25 protein-coding genes and 1 riboswitch are annotated in these 23,669 nt (G+C 51.6%); of the genes, 9 read left to right on the top strand and 16 right to left on the bottom strand.

The features are described from left to right. Positions 1–34: 34 nt before the first annotated feature. The 6 genes from QZ303_RS00680 to yihA form a co-directional block, all read right to left on the bottom strand. Positions 35–916, bottom strand: a complete 882-nt coding sequence (locus QZ303_RS00680) for a hypothetical protein (RefSeq protein ID WP_295727806.1) — start codon at positions 914–916, stop codon at positions 35–37. Further along, entirely contained in the window at positions 913–2,025 is a 1,113-nt protein-coding gene (locus tag QZ303_RS00685; RefSeq protein ID WP_295727807.1) for a CHASE2 domain-containing protein, read from the bottom strand. The genes QZ303_RS00680 and QZ303_RS00685 overlap by 4 nt, the downstream gene beginning before the upstream one ends. A gap of 216 nt (positions 2,026–2,241) precedes the next feature. After that, positions 2,242–2,793 (bottom strand): NUDIX hydrolase, encoded by a 552-nt coding sequence (locus QZ303_RS00690; protein ID WP_295727808.1) that lies wholly within the window; start codon positions 2,791–2,793, stop codon positions 2,242–2,244. A gap of 20 nt (positions 2,794–2,813) precedes the next feature. Further along, positions 2,814–3,683, bottom strand: coding sequence for a hypothetical protein (locus tag QZ303_RS00695; RefSeq protein WP_295727810.1), 870 nt, complete (start codon positions 3,681–3,683; stop codon positions 2,814–2,816). Beyond that, positions 3,664–5,868, bottom strand: a complete 2,205-nt coding sequence (locus QZ303_RS00700) for a RelA/SpoT family protein (protein WP_295727812.1) — start codon at positions 5,866–5,868, stop codon at positions 3,664–3,666. Before QZ303_RS00700 ends, QZ303_RS00695 begins: the two co-directional genes overlap by 20 nt. Positions 5,869–5,919: 51 nt before the next feature. Further along, positions 5,920–6,546: a ribosome biogenesis GTP-binding protein YihA/YsxC gene (gene yihA, locus QZ303_RS00705; protein WP_295727813.1), complete on the bottom strand. Its 627-nt coding sequence runs from the start codon at positions 6,544–6,546 to the stop codon at positions 5,920–5,922. A gap of 95 nt (positions 6,547–6,641) precedes the next feature. Here yihA and QZ303_RS00710 point away from each other — a divergent pair, with 95 nt between their 5' ends. Continuing rightward, positions 6,642–7,370, top strand: coding sequence for a methyltransferase (locus QZ303_RS00710; RefSeq protein ID WP_295727815.1), 729 nt, complete (start codon positions 6,642–6,644; stop codon positions 7,368–7,370). Positions 7,371–7,394: 24 nt separating this feature from the next. Here QZ303_RS00710 and thiC read toward each other — a convergent pair whose 3' ends face one another. The 10 genes from thiC to QZ303_RS00760 all read right to left on the bottom strand — a co-directional run bounded on the left by thiC (position 7,395) and on the right by QZ303_RS00760 (position 14,795). Continuing rightward, positions 7,395–9,101 carry a phosphomethylpyrimidine synthase ThiC gene (gene thiC / locus QZ303_RS00715; RefSeq protein WP_295727816.1) on the bottom strand — a complete coding sequence of 569 codons (1,707 nt, stop codon included), beginning with the start codon at positions 9,099–9,101 and terminating at the stop codon, positions 7,395–7,397. A gap of 19 nt (positions 9,102–9,120) precedes the next feature. Next, on the bottom strand, positions 9,121–9,891 hold the full coding sequence (locus QZ303_RS00720; protein WP_295727818.1) for a thiazole synthase: 771 nt from the start codon (positions 9,889–9,891) through the stop codon (positions 9,121–9,123). Between the two features lie 49 nt (positions 9,892–9,940). Next, positions 9,941–10,558 (bottom strand): thiamine phosphate synthase, encoded by a 618-nt coding sequence (locus tag QZ303_RS00725; protein ID WP_295727820.1) that lies wholly within the window; start codon positions 10,556–10,558, stop codon positions 9,941–9,943. Positions 10,559–10,627: 69 nt separating this feature from the next. Continuing rightward, on the bottom strand, positions 10,628–11,218 hold the full coding sequence (locus QZ303_RS00730; protein ID WP_295727822.1) for a thiamine phosphate synthase: 591 nt from the start codon (positions 11,216–11,218) through the stop codon (positions 10,628–10,630). Then, on the bottom strand, positions 11,208–11,408 hold the full coding sequence (gene thiS / locus QZ303_RS00735) for a sulfur carrier protein ThiS (RefSeq protein WP_295727823.1): 201 nt from the start codon (positions 11,406–11,408) through the stop codon (positions 11,208–11,210). The genes QZ303_RS00730 and thiS overlap by 11 nt, the downstream gene beginning before the upstream one ends. Positions 11,409–11,466: 58 nt before the next feature. Then, positions 11,467–12,282: a bifunctional hydroxymethylpyrimidine kinase/phosphomethylpyrimidine kinase gene (thiD, locus tag QZ303_RS00740; protein ID WP_295727825.1), complete on the bottom strand. Its 816-nt coding sequence runs from the start codon at positions 12,280–12,282 to the stop codon at positions 11,467–11,469. A 75-nt stretch (positions 12,283–12,357) separates the two neighbouring features. Further along, a riboswitch (TPP riboswitch) is annotated at positions 12,358–12,454 on the bottom strand. A 31-nt stretch (positions 12,455–12,485) separates the two neighbouring features. After that, positions 12,486–13,313: a nitrilase-related carbon-nitrogen hydrolase gene (locus tag QZ303_RS00745; protein WP_295727826.1), complete on the bottom strand. Its 828-nt coding sequence runs from the start codon at positions 13,311–13,313 to the stop codon at positions 12,486–12,488. Further along, complete coding sequence (locus QZ303_RS00750; protein WP_295727827.1) at positions 13,310–13,858, bottom strand: 1-acyl-sn-glycerol-3-phosphate acyltransferase; 549 nt, start codon at positions 13,856–13,858, stop codon at positions 13,310–13,312. The genes QZ303_RS00745 and QZ303_RS00750 overlap by 4 nt, the downstream gene beginning before the upstream one ends. Positions 13,859–13,873: 15 nt before the next feature. Beyond that, positions 13,874–14,221, bottom strand: a complete 348-nt coding sequence (locus tag QZ303_RS00755; protein ID WP_295727828.1) for a hypothetical protein — start codon at positions 14,219–14,221, stop codon at positions 13,874–13,876. A gap of 136 nt (positions 14,222–14,357) precedes the next feature. Continuing rightward, on the bottom strand, positions 14,358–14,795 hold the full coding sequence (locus tag QZ303_RS00760) for an energy transducer TonB (RefSeq protein ID WP_295727829.1): 438 nt from the start codon (positions 14,793–14,795) through the stop codon (positions 14,358–14,360). A 291-nt stretch (positions 14,796–15,086) separates the two neighbouring features. Here QZ303_RS00760 and porQ point away from each other — a divergent pair, with 291 nt between their 5' ends. From porQ to QZ303_RS00800, 8 genes are all read left to right on the top strand, one after another. Beyond that, positions 15,087–16,106 (top strand): type IX secretion system protein PorQ, encoded by a 1,020-nt coding sequence (porQ, locus tag QZ303_RS00765; RefSeq protein WP_295727831.1) that lies wholly within the window; start codon positions 15,087–15,089, stop codon positions 16,104–16,106. A gap of 43 nt (positions 16,107–16,149) precedes the next feature. Continuing rightward, the gene (locus QZ303_RS00770; protein ID WP_295727833.1) at positions 16,150–16,710 is read left to right on the top strand and encodes a hypothetical protein; all 561 of its coding nucleotides are present in this window, start codon (positions 16,150–16,152) and stop codon (positions 16,708–16,710) included. Between the two features lie 95 nt (positions 16,711–16,805). Further along, positions 16,806–18,638, top strand: coding sequence for a transglutaminase family protein (locus QZ303_RS00775; protein ID WP_295727835.1), 1,833 nt, complete (start codon positions 16,806–16,808; stop codon positions 18,636–18,638). A gap of 57 nt (positions 18,639–18,695) precedes the next feature. Continuing rightward, complete coding sequence (locus tag QZ303_RS00780) at positions 18,696–20,903, top strand: DUF3857 domain-containing protein (protein ID WP_295727836.1); 2,208 nt, start codon at positions 18,696–18,698, stop codon at positions 20,901–20,903. Between the two features lie 184 nt (positions 20,904–21,087). Then, positions 21,088–21,792 carry a (d)CMP kinase gene (gene cmk / locus QZ303_RS00785; RefSeq protein WP_295727838.1) on the top strand — a complete coding sequence of 235 codons (705 nt, stop codon included), beginning with the start codon at positions 21,088–21,090 and terminating at the stop codon, positions 21,790–21,792. Next, the gene (locus tag QZ303_RS00790; protein ID WP_295727840.1) at positions 21,789–22,655 is read left to right on the top strand and encodes a 4-hydroxy-3-methylbut-2-enyl diphosphate reductase; all 867 of its coding nucleotides are present in this window, start codon (positions 21,789–21,791) and stop codon (positions 22,653–22,655) included. Before cmk ends, QZ303_RS00790 begins: the two co-directional genes overlap by 4 nt. After that, the gene (locus QZ303_RS00795) at positions 22,648–23,172 is read left to right on the top strand and encodes an exonuclease domain-containing protein (RefSeq protein WP_295727841.1); all 525 of its coding nucleotides are present in this window, start codon (positions 22,648–22,650) and stop codon (positions 23,170–23,172) included. Before QZ303_RS00790 ends, QZ303_RS00795 begins: the two co-directional genes overlap by 8 nt. After that, positions 23,169–23,651 carry a hypothetical protein gene (locus tag QZ303_RS00800; RefSeq protein ID WP_295727842.1) on the top strand — a complete coding sequence of 161 codons (483 nt, stop codon included), beginning with the start codon at positions 23,169–23,171 and terminating at the stop codon, positions 23,649–23,651. The genes QZ303_RS00795 and QZ303_RS00800 overlap by 4 nt, the downstream gene beginning before the upstream one ends. Positions 23,652–23,669 lie beyond the last annotated feature (18 nt).

Genomic DNA, 23,669 nt, shown 5'->3' on the forward strand with positions numbered 1-23,669 from the left:
ATGATGATTGGTGTGATTAATTTGCGGCTGTTTTTCAAAGAGTCCCTACAAATACCGGAAGCATGCGGTCTGTGTTTCCTTCCTGGACGGATTGGGCGTTTTCCATGTGGGCATCGATGGACTCCAATAGCTTGTCTATATCAAAGAAGCATTGTGTGATGATCACTACATGTTTTTCTCCTGCGGCAAGTCCTCTCTGTTGACCTCGCATCAGCGTTTGCCCCGGACGCACCACGTAGTTTCCCGTAGGCTGGCCGAGTTCTGAAATCTCTACTTTGGGAACAACTCCCGATTTGTTTACTTTCAGTATGTTGAAATACACCGGATATGAAAGTGTGTTGGCCATGGTGAAAGTGGCTCCTCCACGTATTTCATCTGTCATGTGTGTGAAACTTACGGGACACTCTTCTTCTGAAAAGCTACCGTTGATTATTCTGGGGGAAATTATCGCAGCGAGTGAATCCGGATCAATCTGCATGTTTCGTGCATCGGGATCGAATTTAGCCATTGAGCGCGTAGTACGTCCTGCCGTGCTATAGACCGGTTGGCCTTCGGATGCACCACGTTTTGAGAATGTAGTGAATTTGTTGAATGCTCCGGAATTGTCGGCTGCGAGATTCTTGGCATTGATTATCAGGCTATTTACTGATATTGTTCCGGGTGTGTTCCAGACATATATCTTATGCATTGGCTTGTGGAGAATCTGTATTTCCCCTCCGTCTGCTATAATCACGTTGTCCGATCCTTTTACGCCCATTCCTTTCTCTGCGCCTTTTGTACCTCCGTTGACGGTTATTTTTACCGGACCACTTACCTCGTGTACGGTGTAGGGCATATTCTGTGCTGCCACAGATCCTGAGGCTAAGATAAGTGTGGCAACAGCGAGCATGTGGGTGATTGTGTGGTATGATTTCATGTCTGTGGTAGAGTTTTGTTTATCTGTTGCGTGTCTTGTTTCATGGTATCTCTTCCTTTATTGAAAAAAGTACAAATAAGATAGCGACCGAAAGCCGTTATGCCAAGCCAGATGTCGGCTGCGAACAGTCCGAAAGTTACCATAAGCAGTGAATACGAGAAATTCATTATCACCGAATGGTCGACGAAGAATGTATAGCCGACTCTTATGATAATATATAGAAGAGAAATCTGCAATATGCGTAGTATGAGTCCCTTCCCTGCCAATGGAAAAGCCAATGATGAGAATATTACTACGAAAGCCAAAATAAATGCTATAATCCAGTTGACCGAGTCCGGAAGTTTGTAATAGTAGCTGTTGTTGAGTATGGTGGATATGGAGTGTGCATGAATTTCGACACCGGACATTCGTCGTTTCACTGGCGTGGAGTGCATGTCGTTGACCTCGTGCATGGCTCCTACAAGCACGATCTTATTGGTCAGTTCATCCGCATTGGCAACCATCTCCTCAGGAGTGAAGATGAGATACGATCGTGACACGTAGTTGATGACTTCGTCTTTGTTTCCACGGTTGACAAGGCCTTTCCATCTTTCTGGATAGGCCAGACGTACGACCGCCGATGCGAATGACAGCGCTATGCTATCATCACTCATGAGGAATTGGGGTGAGAATTCGCGTACCGGGCTATTCTCCGATTTAGTAGGAAGGTTTACAATTCCACCGTTGTAATGAGGTAAGGAGTCGCGTAAAAATGATATTTCTTCGTAGTTGAAGTGTATGCGTCCATCGTTGTTACCGGCGCTGACTGTTTCTGCGAGAACTCCTTGAGGTAAAGATTGCAGCGCGGCAATAAGAAGAGAGTCATTCTCGGAAGGACTCTTGAATACAATATCGATACCTACGGCACGCGGCGAGCATTCACTAATGAAATCGAGCACTTGTGCCGTGCCGAGGCGGTCGCATTCTGTGATGTCTATTATGACTATGTCGGAATCAAGCGTGCGCACCGCACGGCCATCGGCCGCCATATTATAGAAATCGTTGATCGTGAAATCATTCTGTTCGGGGGCCGCAAGGAGTGCCGTGGCCGAAAATGAGAATGGTGACATGAGCACAAGCGAAAGCACAAACGCTAGAATTGTGATACCTAACGCTTGTAATGCTTTGATTATGAGAAAATTACCCCCCCCCTATGGGCGCGGGGACAACTTTATGTCTCATGTGTGCCGATGAAATGCTGATGGTTTATTTCGCAAATATAGTAACTTTTATGATTATTTTAGTTCGATTACTTCAAATTTTTAGATAAAGGTAAAGAAAGCCCGTTATTTTAGGGGACATTCGCCTCGTTGTGCGAAGTACTTCCATAGCGGGGCTGCCATGAGCGACTGTTTTATGCGATTATCAAGCAGAAGCCGCTTTACTTCTTCGGGATAGAGCAGATGTACGTTGATATCCTCCGTTTCATCGAGATGTTGCTCGCTGATGCGTTCCACTCCGGTGGCTATGAATGAATAGTTGAGATTGGTCATTGCCGATGGATTGGCGCTCGACACCATATTGAGAGTCCATTCGCCTCCGCCGAATCCGGTTTCTTCCGACAATTCGCGTCTGGCTGCCTCGATTGGTGTTTCGCCGTTCTCTACAGTACCTGCACACAATTCCATGAATATGTCGTCAAGCCCGTGGCGGTATTGCTCTACGAATACCATTTTGCCGTCGCGGGTTATAGCGATTACGTTGACCCATGCCGGGTACTCAAGGACGTAGTATTCATCGTTGACCCTTCCGTCGGGATGTCGGATGGTGTCGCATCGCGCCGTGAGCCACGGGCGCTGGATTATATATCGGCTATCGATGGTTGCCCACTTTTCCATGTGCGTAGTTGGCTATTGTGTTATTGTTGTGTCTGTTCGGCTGTACGGGCTATTTGGTCGCGGGTAAGAGCGAGCTTGCGTTCAAGGAAATCGCGTTTTACCCCGAGCCTACGGCGTTCTTTCATGAATGATGAGAGTTTCCAACCCTCGGCAAGCGAGCGGCGGTCGTTGGCCGAAAGCTGTGCGGAGTATGTGCGGTCACCTTTGAATATGAGCTTCACAGGACCGGCCGCAGTGTTGTTGCTGAGCCAGTTGCCGAGAGTGTCGCAGTCGGCTCCGATAAAAGTGATCATCTCGGTGCCCCCCGAACGGTAGTTGCGTTCACCGTCGTAGGGCACTGTGGCTGTAGTCACTTCTCCTGCTGCGCCCGAAAGGGATATGGATGTGTGGCGCACGGGCGATGCGGTGAGTGACGACAGTACCTTATATTCTCCGGATGGCTCGACGCGTCCTTCGACACCGGTACGCGAGAATAGGTTGGATTGCGCGTATTCCTTTATGACGTAGTAATCATAGTCGTCACCGAGCGAAGGATCGTGCACGAGCTTGAACTGAGGCATGATGGAATCTATGCGATAGGAGATATACGCGCTTAAAGAGTCGGTCTGCTCTATCTCACGGATGGTGCCGCCTTCCTCGACCTTGGGGCGCAAAGCCATGGCCTTGCGCTGCAGGGATATTTCCGTAGGAAACTGCGATTTGATGGTGTCGAGAAGTTCGAGTGCAAGAGTGAAGTCGCGCACGTTTGCGGCGCTGTCGGCCTGTTGTAGTAGCATTTCTCCCTGCTGCCCGTCTTTTGACGATCCTGAGCAGGAAGTGGTTAGGAGCATTCCGGCTGTGACTATGGCCGATGTGATAATTGAAAATGGTTTATTTGCTGCGTTGGACATCTTTTACGCCTTTTACGGTTTTTAGTTTCTTTATGAGGGTGTTGAGCGCGGAAGTGTCGCTGACTCCGACACCGATGAATCCCTGGAATATGCCGTCGTTGCTGTCGATGGATATGCTGCGCAGGGATGTGGATGATTCCTTGTTGATGATTGACGTGATGGAGGTCACGATGCCTATGTCATCGTTGCCGATGATGCGCAGGGTAGCTCCGAACTGCTCGCCGACTTTTCCCGACCATCTCGTCGGGATGAGGCGGTAGGGGTAGCGCTGACGGATATTGGCGGCGTTCGGGCAATCGTTGCGGTGGATCTTTATTACACCCTCGGAAGATATGAAGCCGAACACGTCGTCACCGTATATTGGATTGCAACATTTCGATAGCCGGTAGTTGACCCCCTTTATCCCTTCGCCGATGACAAGGATGTCGGATGACGTGCGTGAGTCGTCGGAAACCGGTTGTAGCTGGAACTCTTCCGCCGACACCTTGTCGGGCATCGTCTCGACAGGCTTGTCGATAGCGGCATATTGTTCGATGATATCGTTTATGTCAATCTGCTCGGCGGCTACGGCATTGAAGAAGTCGGTCACGGTGCGGTAGCCCATCTTTTTGATGAGCTTCATGAGGGTGGCTTCCACAAGGTCTATCTTGCGGTTCTTCATGCGGCGTTCGAGCATTTCCTTGCCCAGGATTGAGGCCCGGTTCTCCATCTCATGCACGCTTTGGCGTATGCGGTTGCGTGCTTTTCCCGTAACGACGAATGAGAGCCAGTCGATCTTCGGCATCTGCTGCGGCGATGTGAGTATCTCCACCGTGTCGCCGGACCGGAGTTTGTAGTTGATTTTCTGGTTGCGGTCGTTGACACGCGCGCCGGTACACGACATGCCGAGCTTCGTGTGGATGTGGAAGGCAAAATCGAGAACTGTGGCCCCGTATGGGAGTTTGAACAGGTCGCCTTTCGGAGTGAACACGAACACTTCCTTGTCGTAAAAGTCCATGCGCATGTTCTTCATCAGCTCCATGGGCCCTGTCTCGGCTGTCTCGAGGATGTCGCGGACGTTGTTCATCCATGCGTCGAGGGTCTCCTCGCTCTTTATGCCCTTGTATTTCCAATGGGCCGCAAGCCCTTTCTCGGCTATAAGGTCCATGCGGCGTGTGCGTATCTGCACCTCTACCCAACGGTCGCCCGGCCCTTTGACTGTGATGTGGAGCGACTCGTAGCCGTTGCTCTTCGGTATGCTCAGCCAATCCTTCATGCGCGAAGGGTTGGGCTGGTACATGTCGGTGATCAGCGAGTATGCGAGCCAGCAGTCGCTCTTTTCTTTTTCCGGCTCGGCATCGATGATGATGCGTATGGCGAAAAGGTCGTAGATGTGGTCAAGGTCGGTCTTTTGCTTTACGAGCTTGTTCCAGATCGAGTAGATTGATTTGGTGCGCCCCTTTATCTCGTATTTGAGTGGCGTCGCGTCAAGCTTCTCGCGTATGGGCGCTATGAACTCGGCGATATATGCATCGCGGCTCGCCTTGGTCTGGTTGAGCTTATGGGCGATTTCAGTGTAAGTCTGCCGGTTGGTATATTTGAGCGACAGGTCCTCAAGCTCGCTTTTTATGGAGTATAGTCCTAAGCGATGGGAGAGGGGGGCATAGAGGTAATTGCTCTCATAGGCCACATCGTGCACCATCTTCTCGTCGGGGTGATGGTTGATGGCACGCATCATTGCCAGACGGTCGACGATCATTATTATGATCACGCGTATGTCCTCGGCAAACGTGAGCAGGAGTTTGCGGAAGTTGTCGCTTTCCATAGCTGCTTGCTTTGCGTAGAGGGTCGATACCTTGAGGAGTCCTCGGATAAGGCGTGCAATATCGTCTCCCCATTCCTTGACAAGCTCTTTCTCCTCGATGAATTCGCTTTTGCAGAGGATAAAGAGGAGTATCGCCAGAACCATGTTACGGTCGGGTGATATCTTTTCGCATAGGAGCAGAGCGGTGTCGAGGTTGTGTATGACGGGATTTATGCCGAAACGGTCGCGCGGGCAATGCTGCTGTTCGATTCCATCGGCAATGATTCTACGCACTTTGGCGATATCTCCGGGGAGGGTGATGTCGCAGGTTAGCCGTAGCAGCCGACGTGCTGCATCGACAAGCTTCAAGCGTTCTTCGTCAGTGAAATAAGCGTTAGGCATTACATGATGGGAAGAAAATTCTTTATAGGTTTTAATCGCGTATCTTATGTGTCAGCATGTCGCCGGCGTGTCATCGCAAATGGTGGGTAGTTTGTTGAGTTCCTCTATGTAGTCGAGCAGCTCGGCACGTCCACGACCGTCATTGCTCGATGTATAGAATATCGGGGGAAGCTCTTCCCATGACTCTCTCAGGCGGTCGAGATATTTGCCCAGGACTATCTTGGACGCAGCCGACGACATCTTGTCGAGTTTGGTGAATACTATTGCAAACGGCACTTCGTTTTCAGCGAGCCATTCCATGAACCCGAGGTCGATTTTCTGCGGTTCATGGCGTGAATCAATGAGTAGGAACAGGCATGTCATCTGTCTGCGTCCAAGGATGTATTCGTCGATGATACGTCGTATCTGTCTTTGCTGTTCTTTGCCTCTTTGGGCATATCCATATCCCGGAAGATCCACTATGTACCATGAATCGTTGATGAGGAAGTGGTTTATCAGGGTGGTCTTGCCGGGAGTTGATGATGTCATGGCCAGACCTTTGTGCCGTGTCAGCATATTGATCAGGGATGATTTTCCCACGTTGCTTCGTCCGATGAACGCGTATTCGTGACGGCATGAGTCGGGACATTTGTTTACGTCGGAATTGCTTATCTCGAATTTCGATGATGTTATCTCCATAGGCCTGAATTTTATTTTGTAAAGGTAGTACTTTTTTTGTTATAACAACTCCGGTTATACGGTTTATGTTTAACTTTGATGCCAAAAAGGACAAGATGGGAACGAGTAAGACGCGTGAGATTGTATTCCGGTTCAAGCGGTTTGAGATTGCCAACTCGCTGAGCGCGATGAAAGTCGGCACCGACGGTGTGCTGCTCGGAGCATGGGCGGCGCTACCTGTTATGGATTGTGCGCCGCATGTGCTTGACGTTGGTAGCGGTAGTGGTCTCATATCGTTGATGCTTGCCCAGCGTTTTCCTGACGCGGTGATTACAGGTGTAGATATTGAGGAGGAGGCATGTGCCGAGGCACGGATGAATGCTGACAGGAGCGGGTGGGGCGACCGGGTGGAGATTGTATGTGATGATTTCGCAACATACGCTGCAAGCAGCGGTGCCGGAGTTTTTGATGCAGTGGTGAGTAATCCGCCATTCTTCAAGACCGATCTGAAAGCTCCGGATCGAGGCCGGATGATGGCGCGTCACGGATGCGGTCTTGATTATGCGGTGATAATGCGGGCATGTGCCTCGGGGTTGCTTGATTCCGGTGGCATATTGTCGATGATTTCTCCTGCCGATAGGGAGGGGGATATAACTTTTGATATGGAACTGGCCGGATTGAGCCTTTCGCGTATTACACGTGTATGGACAAAAAGCACGGCGCAGTCGCCGTCGCGTCTGCTCTGGGAGATGCGTCGCATGAAAATGGAATCGCCACCTGTCGTGGATGATCTCCTGATAGGTGGCGACGATTACAAGGCCCTTACGGGTGATTTCTATCTGTAATTAAAGTATATGGGATAGTGATACTCACTGTTTGGCACACTCCTCGGAGACCGATTGGGAGATGCGCATCGCACAGAAGTTTGGGCCACACATGGTGCAGAACTTCTCGCCGTCGGCTTTGTGGCTTTCGACATAATATTGGCGTGCACGAGCCGGGTCGAGCGACAGATTGAACTGGTCTTTCCATCGGAATTCATAGCGTGCCTTGCTCATAGCGTTGTCGCGCACTTGTGCTCCTGGATGTCCTTTGGCGAGGTCGGCCGCGTGGGCGGCGATTTTGTAGGCGATCACGCCGTTGCGCACATCCTCAAGATCGGGCAACGCGAGATGTTCTTTAGGAGTGACGTAGCATATCATGGCCGTACCCATCCACGCTATCTGTGCGGCTCCGATGGCAGAGGTGATATGGTCATATCCGGGGGCTATGTCGGTGGTGAGAGGCCCGAGGGTATAGAACGGCGCTTCGTGGCACGACGATATCTGTCGATCCATATTTTCACGGATTTTGTGCATAGGCACGTGTCCGGGGCCTTCGATCAGCACCTGCACTCCGTGTGCCCAGGCCTTTTCGGTAAGCTCACCGAGAACGTCGAGTTCGAGGAACTGCGACTCGTCGTTGGCATCATGTATTGAGCCGGGGCGCATGCCGTCGCCGAGCGATACGGCCACGTCGTAGCGGGCGAGAATCTCGCATATTTCGTCGAAATGGGTATATAGGAAGTTCTCTTCGTCGTGCATCACCGCCCATTGCGTCATTATGGAGCCTCCGCGGCTCACAATACCGGTAAGACGTTCGGGAATCAGTTCGGCATGGCGGCGTAGCACTCCGGCATGTATGGTGAAATAGTCGACGCCCTGCTCGGCCTGTTCGATGAGGGTGTCGCGGTAGATTTCCCATGTGAGGTTTCGCACGTTGCCGTTGACCTTCTCCAACGTCTGATAGACGGGTACTGTTCCCATGGGTACGGGACAGTTGCGGATAATCCATTCGCGCGTCTCGTGTATATTGTCGCCTGTGGATAAGTCCATCAGCGTGTCGCCGCCCCAATAGCAGCTCCACACGGCTTTGCTTACCTCCTCTTCTATGCCGGAAGAAAGAGCCGAGTTTCCGATGTTGGTATTGAGCTTTACCAGGAATTTACTGCCGATAATCATCGGCTCACTCTCGGGATGGTTTATGTTGGCCGGGATTACGGCACGTCCGGCGGCTACTTCCTCGCGAACCATTTCAGGGGTTATGTGCGACATGATTCCGAGCGCTTTGTTGTTCATGTTCTCGCGTATGGCTACATACTCCATCTCAGGTGTGACGATACCCTTGCGGGCAAGCGACATCTGGGTGATTGCGCATCCATCCTTGGCCCGGCGTGGTGCGTAGCGATGGGCAAAGCGAATAGAGTCGAGGCTCGGGTCGGATTCTCGCATACGGCCATATTCCGAAGTGATTCTCGGCAGTTGCTCGAGGTCGGTGCGCGCCGCGATCCATTTCTCCCGTGTGCGCGGTAGGCCTCGGTTTATGTCTACTGTCACGGACGGGTCAGTGTAGACGCCCGATGTATCGTAGACATATACCGGCTCGTTCTGGCGCGTCATGCGTTCGCCGTCGATAATCTTGACTGTGGGAGTAAGGTTGATGCGGCGCATCGGCACATCTATGTCGTGGATTTTGCCGTGGACGTATATTTTATCTGACGACGGGTAGTTGCGCACGTCGATATCGTTGATTTTCATTCTGTGTGTGGTTGTGTGGTTATGAAAGGAATGAGGTCAGCGGAGAGGAGGCTTCGGCGCGGTGGCTGACACGGCCCAGACCGGCCAGATATGCCTTGCGGCCTGCATCTACCGCCAGACGGAATGCCTCGGCCATCTCCACGGGATTGCCCGCGACTGCGATGGCGGTGTTGACGAGCACGGCGTCCGCACCCATCTCAAGTGCCTCGGCGGCATGCGATGGTGCTCCGAGTCCGGCATCGACCACGACGGGGACGCGGCTCTCTGCTATGATTATTTCGAGCAGGTCGCGGGTCTTTAGGCCTTTGTTGGTGCCTATCGGCGCGCCGAGTGGCATTACTGCCGCCGCACCTGCGTCCTCCAGTCTTTTGCAGAGCACGGGGTCGGCTTGTATGTATGGGAGCACGTGAAATCCTTCGGCGGCAAGTATCTCGGTGGCTTTCAATGTCTCGACGGGGTCGGGGAGGAGATATTTAGGTTCGGGATGTATCTCCAGCTTTAGAAAATCCGTGTGGAATATCTCGCGCGAAAGATGTGCGGCAAGCACGGCTTCTTTGGCATCGCGGACGCCCGACGTGTTTGGTAGGAATTGCACTTTGTCGCGGTTTATGTGGGCGAGCATGTCGTCGGTATCGGCATTATCCATGTCGATACGTTTCATTGCCACTGTGATCATTTGTGATCCGGAAGCTATGATTGCGTCGAGCATCAGGCGGTTGCTGCTGAACTTGCCTGTGCCCAAGAAGAGCCGTGAAGTGAATTCACGGCCTCCGATAGTAAGTTTATCCATTGCAATATGATTTTGTGATATTTATACTATGGTTTAGGGGACGGTCATGTCATCTGTCGAGCCGTTCAAGCACTTTGGAGGTATATTCCGCAGGGTCGTCGGCGTTGATTATGGCTCCGGACATCGCTATTCCGTTGATGCCGGTTTCCATCAGCGGCACAACGTCGTCAATGGTTATCCCGCCTATGGCAACCACGGGGAGCTCGCAGCCTGCGCCGCGTATCGTCGACATTATCTCGCGGTATCCTTCGAGTCCGATTATCGGAGAGAGGGCGCTCTTCGTGGTGGTGAACCTGAACGGGCCGAGACCAACGTAGTCGACGTCGATGCCGCGCATGGCTAGGATATCATCGGCGGTGTTGGCGGTGACGCCGATAATGGCATGTGGGCCGAGTTCTTCGCGTGCAGCTATTGGAGGCATGTCGTGTTTGCCGAGATGCACGCCATGTACACGCAGCTCGTCGGTGAGCTTGACATTGTCGTCAATCACCATTATCGCTTCGTGCTCTTTACACAAAGGGATTATCTCCAAGGCGGTGTCACGCATCTCGTCGTAGGTGGCGTCTTTCATCCGCAATTGGATCCATTTGCATCCTCCTTCGAGTACCATGCGTACTTCTTCGGTGAGCGTGAAGCGCGGGGAGGGGTGGGTGATAAACTGAAGCATATCTGGTTGGAATCTGAATTTTATGTTTAACAATATATTAAAATACAAGATGTGATGATTTACGCCTTGTTACTTTGTCGGGGCGAATGCATCAAGGCGTTCAGTGATATTTCCGGGAGTTACACCGTCAGCCCACAGATAGCCGAGGACGGCATATCCGACGAAAGGGTAGTCGGCAATCATGCCGATGCGATCCGGAGTTATTCCTCCGAGAGCCACCACTTTCCCCGCAGGCAATGCGATGAGATCATCGTGGCCTAACGTCCCGATATATCCCTGTTTGGATATGCTCGGGAATATTGGACTGAGTGTCACGTAGCGGCACGACGGAGCATAAAGCCTCACCTCGTCAATAGTGTGGCAGCTTCTGGATACCTCTCCATTAAAGTATGCCGGAATCTCAGGGCAACGGCGGTTGAGGTGCACTCCTCCGAGATTGAAGTCGCACAGCAGGTCAAAATGGCCGTGCAATTTCAGCCGCCGGTGGTGGCGCTGCGGAATCTCCTCCACAAGATTGCGCATGTCGCGCAACGATGCGGCGGGATGGCGCAGGTGCACGTAGTCCCATCCGGCATCGAGTATGGCTGTTATCACGGCAGCCTCAGCGGGGCATATCTCATGTGGCGTGATCGCTATCCTGAGCATCCTCTCAGCCGCCATAGAAAGGCTGTATGACGAGAACCGCGTCCCCGTTTTTAAGGATGGTCGAATCGCGTTGCGTTAGGGGCACTACTTCACCGTTAAGGGCCGTGGCTACACCTTCGGGGTTGATTCCTGCCAGGTTGAGAGCACCTTGAAGCGATGTGTTGTCGGGCACTGTGATCTTCTTGTCGTTGACTGTTACTTCCATATCTCAGATATTATATTTTATATTTAAAACGCATCGGACACGTAAAAAGATGCGCATGTCATGATTCTTCTTTTATGAGCGGTATCGGAGCGAAAAAATGATCGACCGGTCCGTGGCCGTGTCCCACCGATACATACGAGCCTGTAGATATGGCGCTTGAGATATATTCCTTCGCCTTGAATACAGCTTCGGCAACCGGATATCCGATGGCAAGGAATGAGGCTATCGCTGACGATAATGTGCATCCGGTGCCATGAGTGTTGAATGAACGGATACGAGACGAGTCGATTCTGACGGTTCCATCATGTGGAGTGTAAAGCCAGTCGGTAACGGTGTCGTTGGTGGTGTCTTTATCCCCTCCTTTTATGAGTATGGCACGTGCACCCTTGTCAAGCAACCTTTCTATCTGTTGCGATGGGTCTGTCGTGGCGGTTAGCGCTTCCGCCTCCATTGCGTTCGGGGTGATTATGTCGGCGATCGGTATCAGTTGGCGCACGATCACGTCTATGGCGTCCTCCGACAGAAGTCGTGATCCGGAGGTGGATATCATCACCGGATCGAGCACTATGTTGTATGCATGATGGCATGCGAGGGCGTCCGCGACAGCGCAGGCTGTGGCTGCATCAAAGAGCATCCCTATCTTCACGGCGTGTGGCGGGATGTCGGCGAACACGGCATCGATCTGTCCGGTTATTATCTCGGGACGGATGGCTTGCACGGCAGTCACGCCGAGGGTGTTCTGCACTGTTATCGCAGTGATTGCCGTCATGGCATATACACCAAGGGCCGACATTGTCTTGATGTCAGCCTGTATACCGGCGCCTCCGGATGAGTCGGAGCCGGCTATCGATAGCACGGGAATATATGTCGGCATATATCGGTATATCGTCGGGGCGATTCTCTGCCGAGATTATTCCTCAGATCCATCAGGATCATGTCTGCCGCATCATGCGGAGCGGAAAACAATCCCTTCGGCGGCATTATCCGCGTCAGGTTCGGAGGGTATGATCTCAGCGCACTGTGGAGTGGCACCCCTTTGTCATTAAATTTTTACGTATTACGTTTACGCTTGTGTATTCAGTCGAGCGTGAACATGTCGCCATGAAGATAGGCGGGGAACTTGTCGCGGAAGTCGTAGAGGGCGGATCGAGACAGGCGGCTGACCACACATTGTGTGCCGTCAGGAGTGTGTGCCTCGGTGCCGATATCGATCCCTTTGGGGTCGATTATGGCCGACGTACCGGCATATGTCCCGAAAACGTCTTTTCCGCAGCGGTTGCATCCGGCCACATAGGCCTGATTCTCTATGGCTCTTGCGATAAGGAGCTGACGCCATGCGTATGCACGGGAATCGGGCCATTCGGCGACTACGATCAGCAGGTCGTAGTCGCCGTGTATGTTGCGCAGCCATACCGGGAAACGGAGGTCGTAGCATACGGCGATGGCGATATTCCATCCGCGGAAACGCGCCAATGGTATCGGTTCGGTGCCCGGAGTATAGACTTTGTTTTCTCCCCCGGGAGCAAATAAATGCCGTTTGTCGTAGTAGGTAGTCTCGCCCGATGGTTCGGTAAAGAAAGCCTTGTTGAAGAGCCGGCCGTCGTGGTCGAGCGCTATGAACGACCCGGCAACGGCCATGTTGCAAGATGAGGCTACAGCTATGGCCCATTCTATTGTAGGGCCGTCGGACGGTTCTGCCAAAGCGCGTGCTTCACCGCTGTCGAGGATAAAGCCCGTGGAGAACATCTCGGGGAGAATTGCCACGTCAGCATGTCCTGACAGTTCTTTGATTGCAGCGGAAGCCCGATCCAGATTGGCTTTCTTATCGCACGGTAATATGTCAAGGCCGATTGCAGCTACCGTGAGTGGCCCGTTGAGCAATGGGCGTGATTCGCTTTCTGTCATGGCTGGTCGATGATGAATTTATCGGGGTAACGTCCGTGAAAGCGGCTGTAGTATTTCTTTATCGCACGCATATCTCTGTCGATGTCGCCTGTCGGTTTGTAGCAACGGTCTACAACTATGCGCTTGTCCTTGTAGTCGATTGCACCAAGTACAAGCGGCACATGGGCCTCTTGTGCTATATAAAGGAATCCAGTGTGCCATTTTGCATTGGCTTTTCGAGTACCTTCCGGGGTTATGGCAAGCACAAGACGGTCGGTCTCGTTGAATTTTTTCACAATCACTTCCGTAAGCGACTGCTTCTTATTCTTACGAGGGACTGGAATGCCGCCTATGGCACGGAAAATGGCTCCCAAGGGCCATCTGAACCACGACTCCTTCATCAGGAATCCTGCTTTCCGGCCGACAGAGCGTATAGTAAGCTCGCCGAGAATGAAATCCCAGTTGGAAGTGTGCGGCGCCACGCATATTATACATTTCGGATAGTCGGGGACTGTGTATTCCACTTTCCATCCGGCTATGTGCAGCAGCCATTTGGATAAACCCATATGCAGGTAATGTGGTTATGCTTCGGTGGCCTTGCGGTCGGCTGGTAGGGCTGAGTTCATCAGTGCTACGACATCCTCGATGCCCTTGTTGAAGTCGGCTGCCAGACGTGTGTAGGCTTTACGGAAATACTTGTCGCGGGCGGTGCGGTAGTCATGTGTGTTTTCGAACGACTTAGGCGTCTTGTCGAAAGAGAAAGACGTATTGGCTATTGTGACATACTGGAGATCGGCTACTTTTAGCACAGCTTCATTCATTTTCTCGACATCAATTCCGGGGATGAGATTACGGGAGATTATGCATTCGCCGGCTATATTGCCGCATACAGCCTTGACGGCTTTCTTGAGGTTGCGTTTGTTTGCCATGTCTGATATGTTGTTAGTTTATTTTGTTTGCGAATATAACACTTATTTCCCGAAAAAGGGTGAGAAATAGCAATAAAGTTAAGGCCGTGAACGAATCGATTCCGTTCACGGCCTTGTACGGTTATATGTAATGCTATTATAATCTGAATGTTATTGGGAAGATGCAATATACCGGCACATTGTTGCCATTCATTCGTCCTGCATGCCATCGGGGCATCTCGTCGAGCACGCGCACCGCTTCGCGGTCGAGCGACGGTTCTATTCCGCGCAGCACATTTACATGGGTTATGTCTCCGTCCGGCTGCACTATGAAAGAGCAAAGCACACGTCCCTGTATCTTTCGTGCATAGGCATTGGCTGGATAGGTGCGCGTGGCATTGATGAATTGCATCAGTGCACCGTAGCCTCCCGGGAAAGTCGGCGGTTCGTCAACTGTTTCGAAGTCGTATGCCTCGATTATGTCGGCGCAAAAATTATGTCCGTGACTTATCTCTGTGAGTGCAAGTGTCTGGTCGGTGGTATGCACAGCGATGCGACGCATTTGTGCGTCGGCAGATAATGCTGTAAGCAGCATTGTTATGATTAAGAAAGGAGAGGGGCAGGATAGGCGGCTGGGTATTTTTTTTATCATAAAATATGTGAGTAGAGTAATCCGGCAGTGGCGAGAGGGCGGCTTCAGCCGGGACTTTTGCAAATTTATAGCGCGGTTATGTTAAATGCAACAGATACACCGTGATTTTCGATTTGTTTAGTGATGTTTTAAGTTTATTTGCATTTTACTGTATGCTTCGTGCAATATGGAGTCTTGCGTAGCGTTTTATCCATATGGATGGAATCGCATACCGGCGATTCGAACACGATATAAATGACTGTCATAAAACGTATCATACCCTTGTTTGGCGCATTGGCGGCATGTGTGTTGCCGTGCTATGCTGCCGATGGCTCTACCGCCTATAACTTTCTGAACATCACGTCATCGAGCCGGATATATGGTCTTGGCGGGGTCAATATTTCTCTCGTCGACGATGACATCAACAGCGTAGACCAGAATCCGGCGCTTCTTGGCGCTGAAGTGGAAAAACAGCTCGGGCTGAACTACATGCATTATGTCGGAGAGTCGAATTTCGCCGGCGCGCGCTATGGTATGGCTGCCGGTGAGCATGGTGCGTGGGCTGCCGGATTGCAATATTTCGGCTATGGCGACATGAAGGCCACGGACGTGTCGGGTAACATCACCGGCACATTCTCTGCAAAAGACATAGCTTTTTCCGCGACATACAGTCATGATATCACCGGTAATCTGCGTGGCGGCATAACGCTCAGGGGCATTTATTCTTCCTATGAATCCTATTCGGCGTTTGCGCTCGGCACCGACCTTGGCATCAATTACTACGATCCCGACCGTGGTCTGTCGCTGTCGGCTGTAGTTGCCAATCTTGGAGGCCAGATAAAGCGGTTCAACGAACGCTACGACCGCCTTCCTGTCGATGTTCGTCTCGGGCTCAGCAAGCAGCTTGCGGATGTACCTTTGCGTCTGTCGGTCACCGCATGGAATCTGACAAAATGGCATCTGCCTTATTATGATGCCGGCGACGGCTCATCTACAGCCGAGATGGAGAAGAAAGATTCATTCGGATCCAACCTGTTTCGCCATCTGGTTTTCGGGGTGGAATGGCTGCCTTCCGAGCGCTTCTATGCCGGAATAGGCTACAATTATAAGACACGTACAGATATGGCGACTTACTCGCGCAGTTTCCTGAGCGGTTTTTCCGCATGCGCGGGTATTAATGTGCGTCAGTTCTCGGTGGGAATCGCGCTCGCGCAGCCTCACACCGGCGCCACTACTTTCATGGTCAATCTGTCTACCCGGCTTTGGGAATTCTGAACAGGTTTCGTATAATAAATGTATCCAGGAGTGACAGAAGCGGATGGCTGATCTTAAGCTTTATGACGTGTTCGACCTGACGCCATTGCGGGATTTCTTGCGCAGTAACGGCGAACCACGAGTATTCAGCAAGGGTGAATGCTTTTGTCGGTTCGGTACTCCCTCCCAGAAGATCGGGGTGGTTAATTCCGGCGGTTTCGCATTCATGCGCCCCGACTATAAGGGTGACAACCAGACTTGTTCGCTCGCTTTCAGAGACGAACTTGTCGGAGCATACATATCAAGAATGCCTGGACGTGTGGCTGAGTTCGACGTGTGCGCAGTCTGCCGTTCGGAGATATCGGTTATGCCTGTTGACGAGATGATAGCACATATATCCGACATCTCTCCGACCTATGGCTACGAATTCGTGTATGCTATAGCCTATGGATTTATGATGCGAGCTATCGCTTACAGGTGTGAGTCGGTGGACGCGCGCTATACGGAATTGCTTACACGTGTGCCGGATATCCACAGGTTCATGTCGAATTCTGCCATAGCGTCATATCTCGGAGTCACCAGAGAGACATTCGCCAGAATGCGGGCGAAAAATCGCAGCATGTAGCCTGTTTTTCTGATTTTGTGGCCGGTTTGTCGTGATGATTTCATGGGTGTGATTTAAATCACACATTTTTTTCATATGTATGTATATATTTGTGCATGCGATACACTGATACCATATGTGCCATGAAAAGCGGATTCATGGCCTCGATTTCATTATTCATATTTCCTACAGTGCTTTACGCCGCTTCTCCCGAAAGGAATGTGGTGATTGCGGAAGGAGAAGAAGTGTATAAATTTGTTTCCGGCAAGAGGGGAATTGAAGTAGTACACTCCGTTTCCGACGAATACCTCGCGACACGGCGTTCGGAGCGCATATGTCCGCATATATTCCACACAAGCAACATACGTCTTGACAAAGCTTCCGGGGGTAAACCGCTCTATCGTAATGTTAATTCCCCCTCGGTGTTTCATGATGACAGCAAAGTGTGTTACTTTGATATTTTTCTTGAACGAAAGGACAAGAAGGCCAAGGTGAACTTCAAACGTACGTTTACCGATCCGGCGCATTTTACCGGCATATTCCCTCTTGACGAATATCCTGTGCTTCATAAGACATTTACTGTGGAAATCCCCGCATCGTTGGCGGGGATAGAGCTTGTCGAGACAAATTTCCCCGACACGGGTATTACAAGGTCTGACGAGACTATGGCCGGAGGTGCGAGGCGCATCACTTACACTGTCACAGACGTGGACAAGGCTCCGGATGATCGGGCTTCACCGTCGCCCAAGGAATTATTGCCCTACATTATGGTGAAAGGCTATTTTCCTGACACGGATTCGCTTTACCGCTATCACGAACGGTTGCTCGCGGTCGATACTGTCATCCCTGATGTCGGAAAGCTTGTACGTTCAATTGTAGGTGGAATGGAGGATGTCGATGCCGGAATCTCAGCTTTATACCGCTATGTGCAGGACAATGTGCGATATGTGGCCTTTGAGGAGGGTGAGGCCGGTTATCGTCCCGATGCGCCGGCAGAGGTTCTGCGCAAGCGTTATGGCGACTGCAAGGGTATGTCGATGCTTCTCGCCACGTTGCTTAATCGCGCAGGAGTGGATGCTTCGGTAGCTATCACCGGTACTCGTTCCATACCGTTCCGCATTTCAGAAAATCCGTCGCTGTCGGCGGCTGACCATATGATATGCGTCGTGCCTCGCGGCGCGGCCGGATACCTTTTTCTCGATCCTACCAACGAGCAGATTTCATATCGTCACATACCTTGGAGCATCCGGGGTAAAGATGCCATGATGATACTTCCCGGCGGTGGCTACAGGATGGTTGATATCCCGGCGCAGTCACCTTGTCATTCTGAGGATGTCATCACATACCATTATAGTCTCGCTTCAGGCGGACCGGTAGGCCGGGCGGAAAGGCGTTGCACCGAGGATATGGCCGAGCGGTTCATAACCATTTTCAATGATGTTCCGCGCCAACATCTCGACGAACTTCTTGCAAAGTCATTGATTCCGGGGGCGCAGGCTATGGTAATGGAGGACAGTGTGGGATATGACAGATCAGTCCCGGGGATAGTGACGCTCTCCGCGCCTGTGTGCAATCCGGCGGCCGTGACTTTTGCCGGAGATGTGTTATATGTCGATCTTAATGCGTCAGGTGGACCGTTCGGGGCCCGCATCGACACCGAGGACCGTCGTTCCGACTATGAATTCTCAGTGCCTGCTACCATAGAACGGCGTACCATACTTGACGTCCCGGACGGATATGACATAGTGCTTCCGAGCGATTACGAATCGCAATCGCCGCAGGCACGCCTGTCGTGCACTTTCACGAAGGATGGACGCACTGTGACCATGACAAAACGAATGATCGTTGATGATACGCGCATTCCGCTCTCCGATATCCCGGCATGGAATCGCATACTTACTGAATGGACCGACGCATGCAACCGCCAAGTAGAGTTGAGAAGGCATTGACAAGGATTTTATTTTATACATATTAAATATAATATCTCAAATATAATATTTCAGAATATGAAACGGATTCTGCTGCTGACGGCGCTGGTTATGAGCGTCATTGCGATGCGGGCCGATGACATGGCCGAATATCGCGCATTTGCCGACACTGTCCGTGCGGATGTCTATTCGATGGATCTTCCTGCGTTCAAAATCAAGGAAATACCAGACAAGTATCGAAATGAATCGGCGGTCTATAAGGCCATATATGAGAATTTCGATGCCAAGAAAAAGACCGGTGTCGGTGTACGGCCCGGGCCACTTATGCTCCCTACGGTTTCTCGTCGTGCGCGTGTGGAAGCGGGGCATCTGACGCGCATGCTCATCCATATCAACGATAAGGCCGCCCTCGACAAATATTCGGAGTTTGACTTCGGTACCGACGACAAGAAGAGTTACTACGAGGGCTATGAGAAAAGCCGTCGTGCAATGGGTGTGCGACTCGTGAAGCCGGACGGTCGTATCATTGACATAGACACCTCCGAATTCGTAGAGGTGGAAGAGGGAAAGAAAGGGGAGAAGAAGAGCCGCAAGCTTGCTATCCCGGGCCTCGAAGTAGGCGATGATATCGATGTGTTCTTCTATACAGAGACACGCATGCAGAACGTCCACCCCGACCCCCTTACATTCTATATGAAAGAGGATGCCCCGATACTCAACTATCAGATACATTGTGTGATTGATGACAATCTGACCACACAATACCGTACCCTCAACGGTGCTCCCGAGTTTGCTGTAAGCCGCGATGAAGATGGAAACTATGTGCTCGACCTGATAATGACCGACATATCGTCAAAAGAGCCGAGATTGTGGTATAGCACGTCACAGCAGTCGCCGCAAGTGAAGATGTATGTGTTCAACCGGCGCAACAGCAGTGATTTCACTCCCAAGAGCGCCCGGTTCGACGGCATGCAATGTAATCCTCCCGCCACCTGGATTATTGGCGACCGTTGGGATGAGGATGACTGGTGGCTTGAAAGGGGTGCCGTGTCGGGTGATCTCGTGATGAAGAATTATCTCAAGGATGGCCGCAAGATAGTCAAGGATATAGAGAAAATGGTCAAGGAAGGTAAGATTACCGCACGCGAAGGCGCGGATTATCTTTACAATCTGCTATGCTATTTATATATCGGCAACCGTGCGCGGCTTAACGTGCGCGACTTCGCCATACAGTACAACAGTCTGCTGAAGTCCCACAAGTTCCCGGTAGAAGGGGGCATGTCGTCAATCCCCGACCAGGAGTCTCTCGACGAGGTTATAAACCTTAGCAATACTATATTCTTCACGCGTTTGCAGGGGGATACGACACGCTATTATTTCCCTCCGAGTGGAGGCATCTTTGCACCGTCGGAGATTATCACCGGGGCGCATGGCCGTAAAGCCATCATGTGGCGCAAGCCAAAGGAACGCAAGAAAGAGCCCGACGGTACGAACTATTTCAGGATTCCGGCTTCAACAGCTGCCGACAACCGCAATGTCACCGACGTAGATGCGACCCTTGACGGGACATCTGTTATGATTACTCGCAGGGAATCGCACCTGGGCTCTACCAAAAGCCATGCTTACGGTATTCTCAGCGAGGAGGATATGAACGAAGGCTATCGCAGATACCTCTCCCGTTACGGTCATACAGTCAATGTCAAAGAGAATAAGAAGGAGGCTGCCGACCGTGTCGAGCGTTATGCCGACGGACGCATGGAGCAGAAGGATGATTTCAAAAAAGAAATAGAGAATTACCATGGTTCTGCAGCAGCCGATTTTGTGGAGGGCAATGTAGTGGCTCTTGGAGTTGATCCCGCCGATCCGGCTTTGGTATATGAACTTACCTACCGCATGGACAATCTGTTGAAGCGTGCCGGCAGCAATCTGGTGCTGTCGATAGGTAAACTCCTCAATGACCAGATTGAGGTATTGCCTTCCGACCGTGATCGTGACGTGGATGCATGGATGCGCTCACCGAGGGAATATGTCACTCGTATAAACGTCACGCTGCCCGATGGATATAAGGTAAGCGACAAAGCGCTTGCAGCTCTTGATCGCTCGGTTGTCACGGCTGCCGGGACATTCACGGTAAAGGCCTCATCGTCTCCGGGCAAGCTGGCGGCGGAAATAACCAAGGTCTACTCAAAGTCCGTTGTTCCTGTTGCCGAATGGCCTGATATGCTTAAAGTGCTTGACGCGGCTTCGGCCTGGAATTCCGCCTCGATACTTCTTGAGAAAAATTAATAGCATAATATATTAAAGGAAGTAGGGTGCTATGGTTGATAGCACTATATTGTGGCATGCCCGTTAACTCGACAGGCATGCCATAATTTTGTTTCCTCTCGGCAAAGCTCAAAATAAATTTGGCTTTGCACTCGACTTATTGCTATCTTTGTGAAAATATTTTGCACGGAATAATAGGATACACATGTCAGAAACGGACAAAAAGATAATTATAGCTATTGACGGCTATTCGTCGTCGGGGAAAAGCTCCATGGCTCGCGCGCTTGCATCAGCCATCGGCTACAGATATGTCGATTCGGGCGCCATGTACCGGGCGGTTACTCTATGGGGGCTGCGTCATGGCCTTGTCATTGACGGTAAGGTCGACGAGGATGCTATTGTAGCCGCTCTTCCTGAAATAAACATAGATTTCCTCCCGATAGCCGGTGAAGGCCAGCATACGCTGCTTGACGGTGAGGATGTGGAGCGCGAGATACGCTCGTTGCGTGTGTCAGACAATGTGTCGCAGGTGGCGGTCATCCCAGCTGTACGACATCATCTGGTTGAACTGCAGCAACGTTTCGGAGACGAGAAGGGAATAGTGATGGACGGACGGGACATAGGTACCACGGTGTTCCCACAAGCAGAGATGAAAGTATTTGTGGATGCTTCGGCTGAGACTCGTGCACGCCGCCGTTTTCTGGAATTGCAGGAGAAAGGTGTCGAGTCCGCTTACGAGGATGTTCTCGCCAATGTGCGACAGCGTGACCATATCGATACGACACGTGCCGAAAGCCCTTTGGTAAAAGCTTCCGATGCCGTGAGTCTCGACAACAGCGAAATGACTATCGCGGAGCAGAACAAGTGGCTTATTGACCTGTATCACCGCACTCTCGACGCATTGATATGAGGGTAGAGATCGATCAGGCATCCGGATTTTGCAACGGAGTCGTCACAGCCATCCACAAGGCTGAGCAGGAACTTGACAGTTCTGCACGGCTCTATTGCCTCGGTGACATCGTGCACAACAGCGACGAGGTGGAACGGTTGCGTCGTCGTGGGCTCATCACAATCACACACGATGATTTTTCATCGCTGCGTGACGTTAAGGTGCTGCTACGGGCGCATGGCGAACCGCCATCGACCTATGCAGTGGCACGAGCCAACGGCATAGAGATCATAGATGCCACATGCCCTGTAGTGCTCCATCTACAGAAGCGCATCCGGGAGAGCTATGACCGCCGTACTCCGGGCCAGCAGATAGTGATATACGGCAAGCGTGGCCATGCCGAGGTCAACGGCCTTGTGGGCCAGACCGACGGCGAGGCGGTGGTTGTTGAAGATGTGGCGGGTCTCGACCGTCTCGACTTCTCGCGCGACATAATCCTCTATAGCCAGACCACAAAGTCCGTCCATGGCTTTCATGAGATGATAAGTGAAATCGAGCGCCGTAAGTCTCCTACAGCACGTTTTGAGTATGTAGATACCATATGCCGCCAGGTAGCCAACCGTGTGCCTCAGTTACGGGCATTCGCGGCAGAGCATCAGGTGATACTTTTCGTGAGCGGGCGCAAGTCGAGCAACGGACGTTTTCTCTACGGAGAGTGTCATGACGTGAATCCTCTTACGTATCTCATCTCCAATCCTGATGAGATTGAACCCGCGTGGCTTGTCGGAGTCGAAAGCATAGGAATCTGTGGCGCTACATCCACTCCACGATGGCTGATGGAGCAGGTGCGTGACCGTATCAACTCGCTTGCTACCGATGAATGACTTCATAGCCATAGACGTTGAGACCGCCAACAATGAACCTACAAGCGTGTGTGCCATAGGCGCCGTGCTAGTAAAGGGCGGTACGGTGGCATGCACGTTCTACAGGCTTGTAAAGCCGGAACCGGATTGGTATATCCGCTATTTCTCCACAAACATCCACGGGATATACCCGGCGGATACTGAAAACTGCCCGGGATTCGCCGCCGTATGGGAAAGCATGACCGAGGCGTTCAAGCCCTATGGTGTGGATATGGAGACGATACCTTTCGTGGCTCACAACAAAAGCTTCGACGAAAGGTGTATCCGTGCCTGTCACCGTATGTATCAGATGACATGGCCTGACAATCCATTTTTCTGCACCCTTTCCGCCGCACGGCGTTCCATCCGCAGGGCTGACATAGGAGGTAGTTACTCGCTTCCATATGTGGCCGATTACCTCGGAATACCCTTTAAAGACCACCACAATGCACAAGCCGATGCTCTTGCCTGTGCGAAAATAGCAATGTGCCTGTTATGAACGGAAAATATATAGTCAATGCCTGTGTGGCGGTGATTCTCGTCATGATTGCGGCCTCTTGCGGCTGTTCATCATCGCGGGAGCGTAAATATGTGAGTCAGCGTGGCGCCAAGGATGCCGTTGCATTCGTGGAGAAAGCTCCCTCGATGACCGTGATGCAGATGGAAAGCTTTCTTTTGCAGGTGCGTGCCAATGAACAGGAATATCGAGAGGCAGGCAAGGACAAGATTGCCGACGCATATATCGAGGCGTTCGAGACCACCCTTGCGCAGCGCGACGACAGTCTTGCCATGCGGATTCTCGGAACCGAGGTGGCAGTTGCCCGAAAGTCTGACGCTCCGGTGTCCGTTCCTGAGGCTTTGAACGGGACTGATACGGTCCGTCAGAGTGTCGTTGCACCACCATCATCAACGGTATTGGCTGATGACGATGGCGGCATAGTGAGCGATGAGTCGGGAAACGTGGCTGATATAAAGTAAAAAAACATTTAAAATTGA

Origin of the sequence: uncultured Muribaculum sp. (assembly GCF_910583865.1) — a bacterium.
In the GTDB taxonomy this organism is placed as follows: domain Bacteria; phylum Bacteroidota; class Bacteroidia; order Bacteroidales; family Muribaculaceae; genus Muribaculum.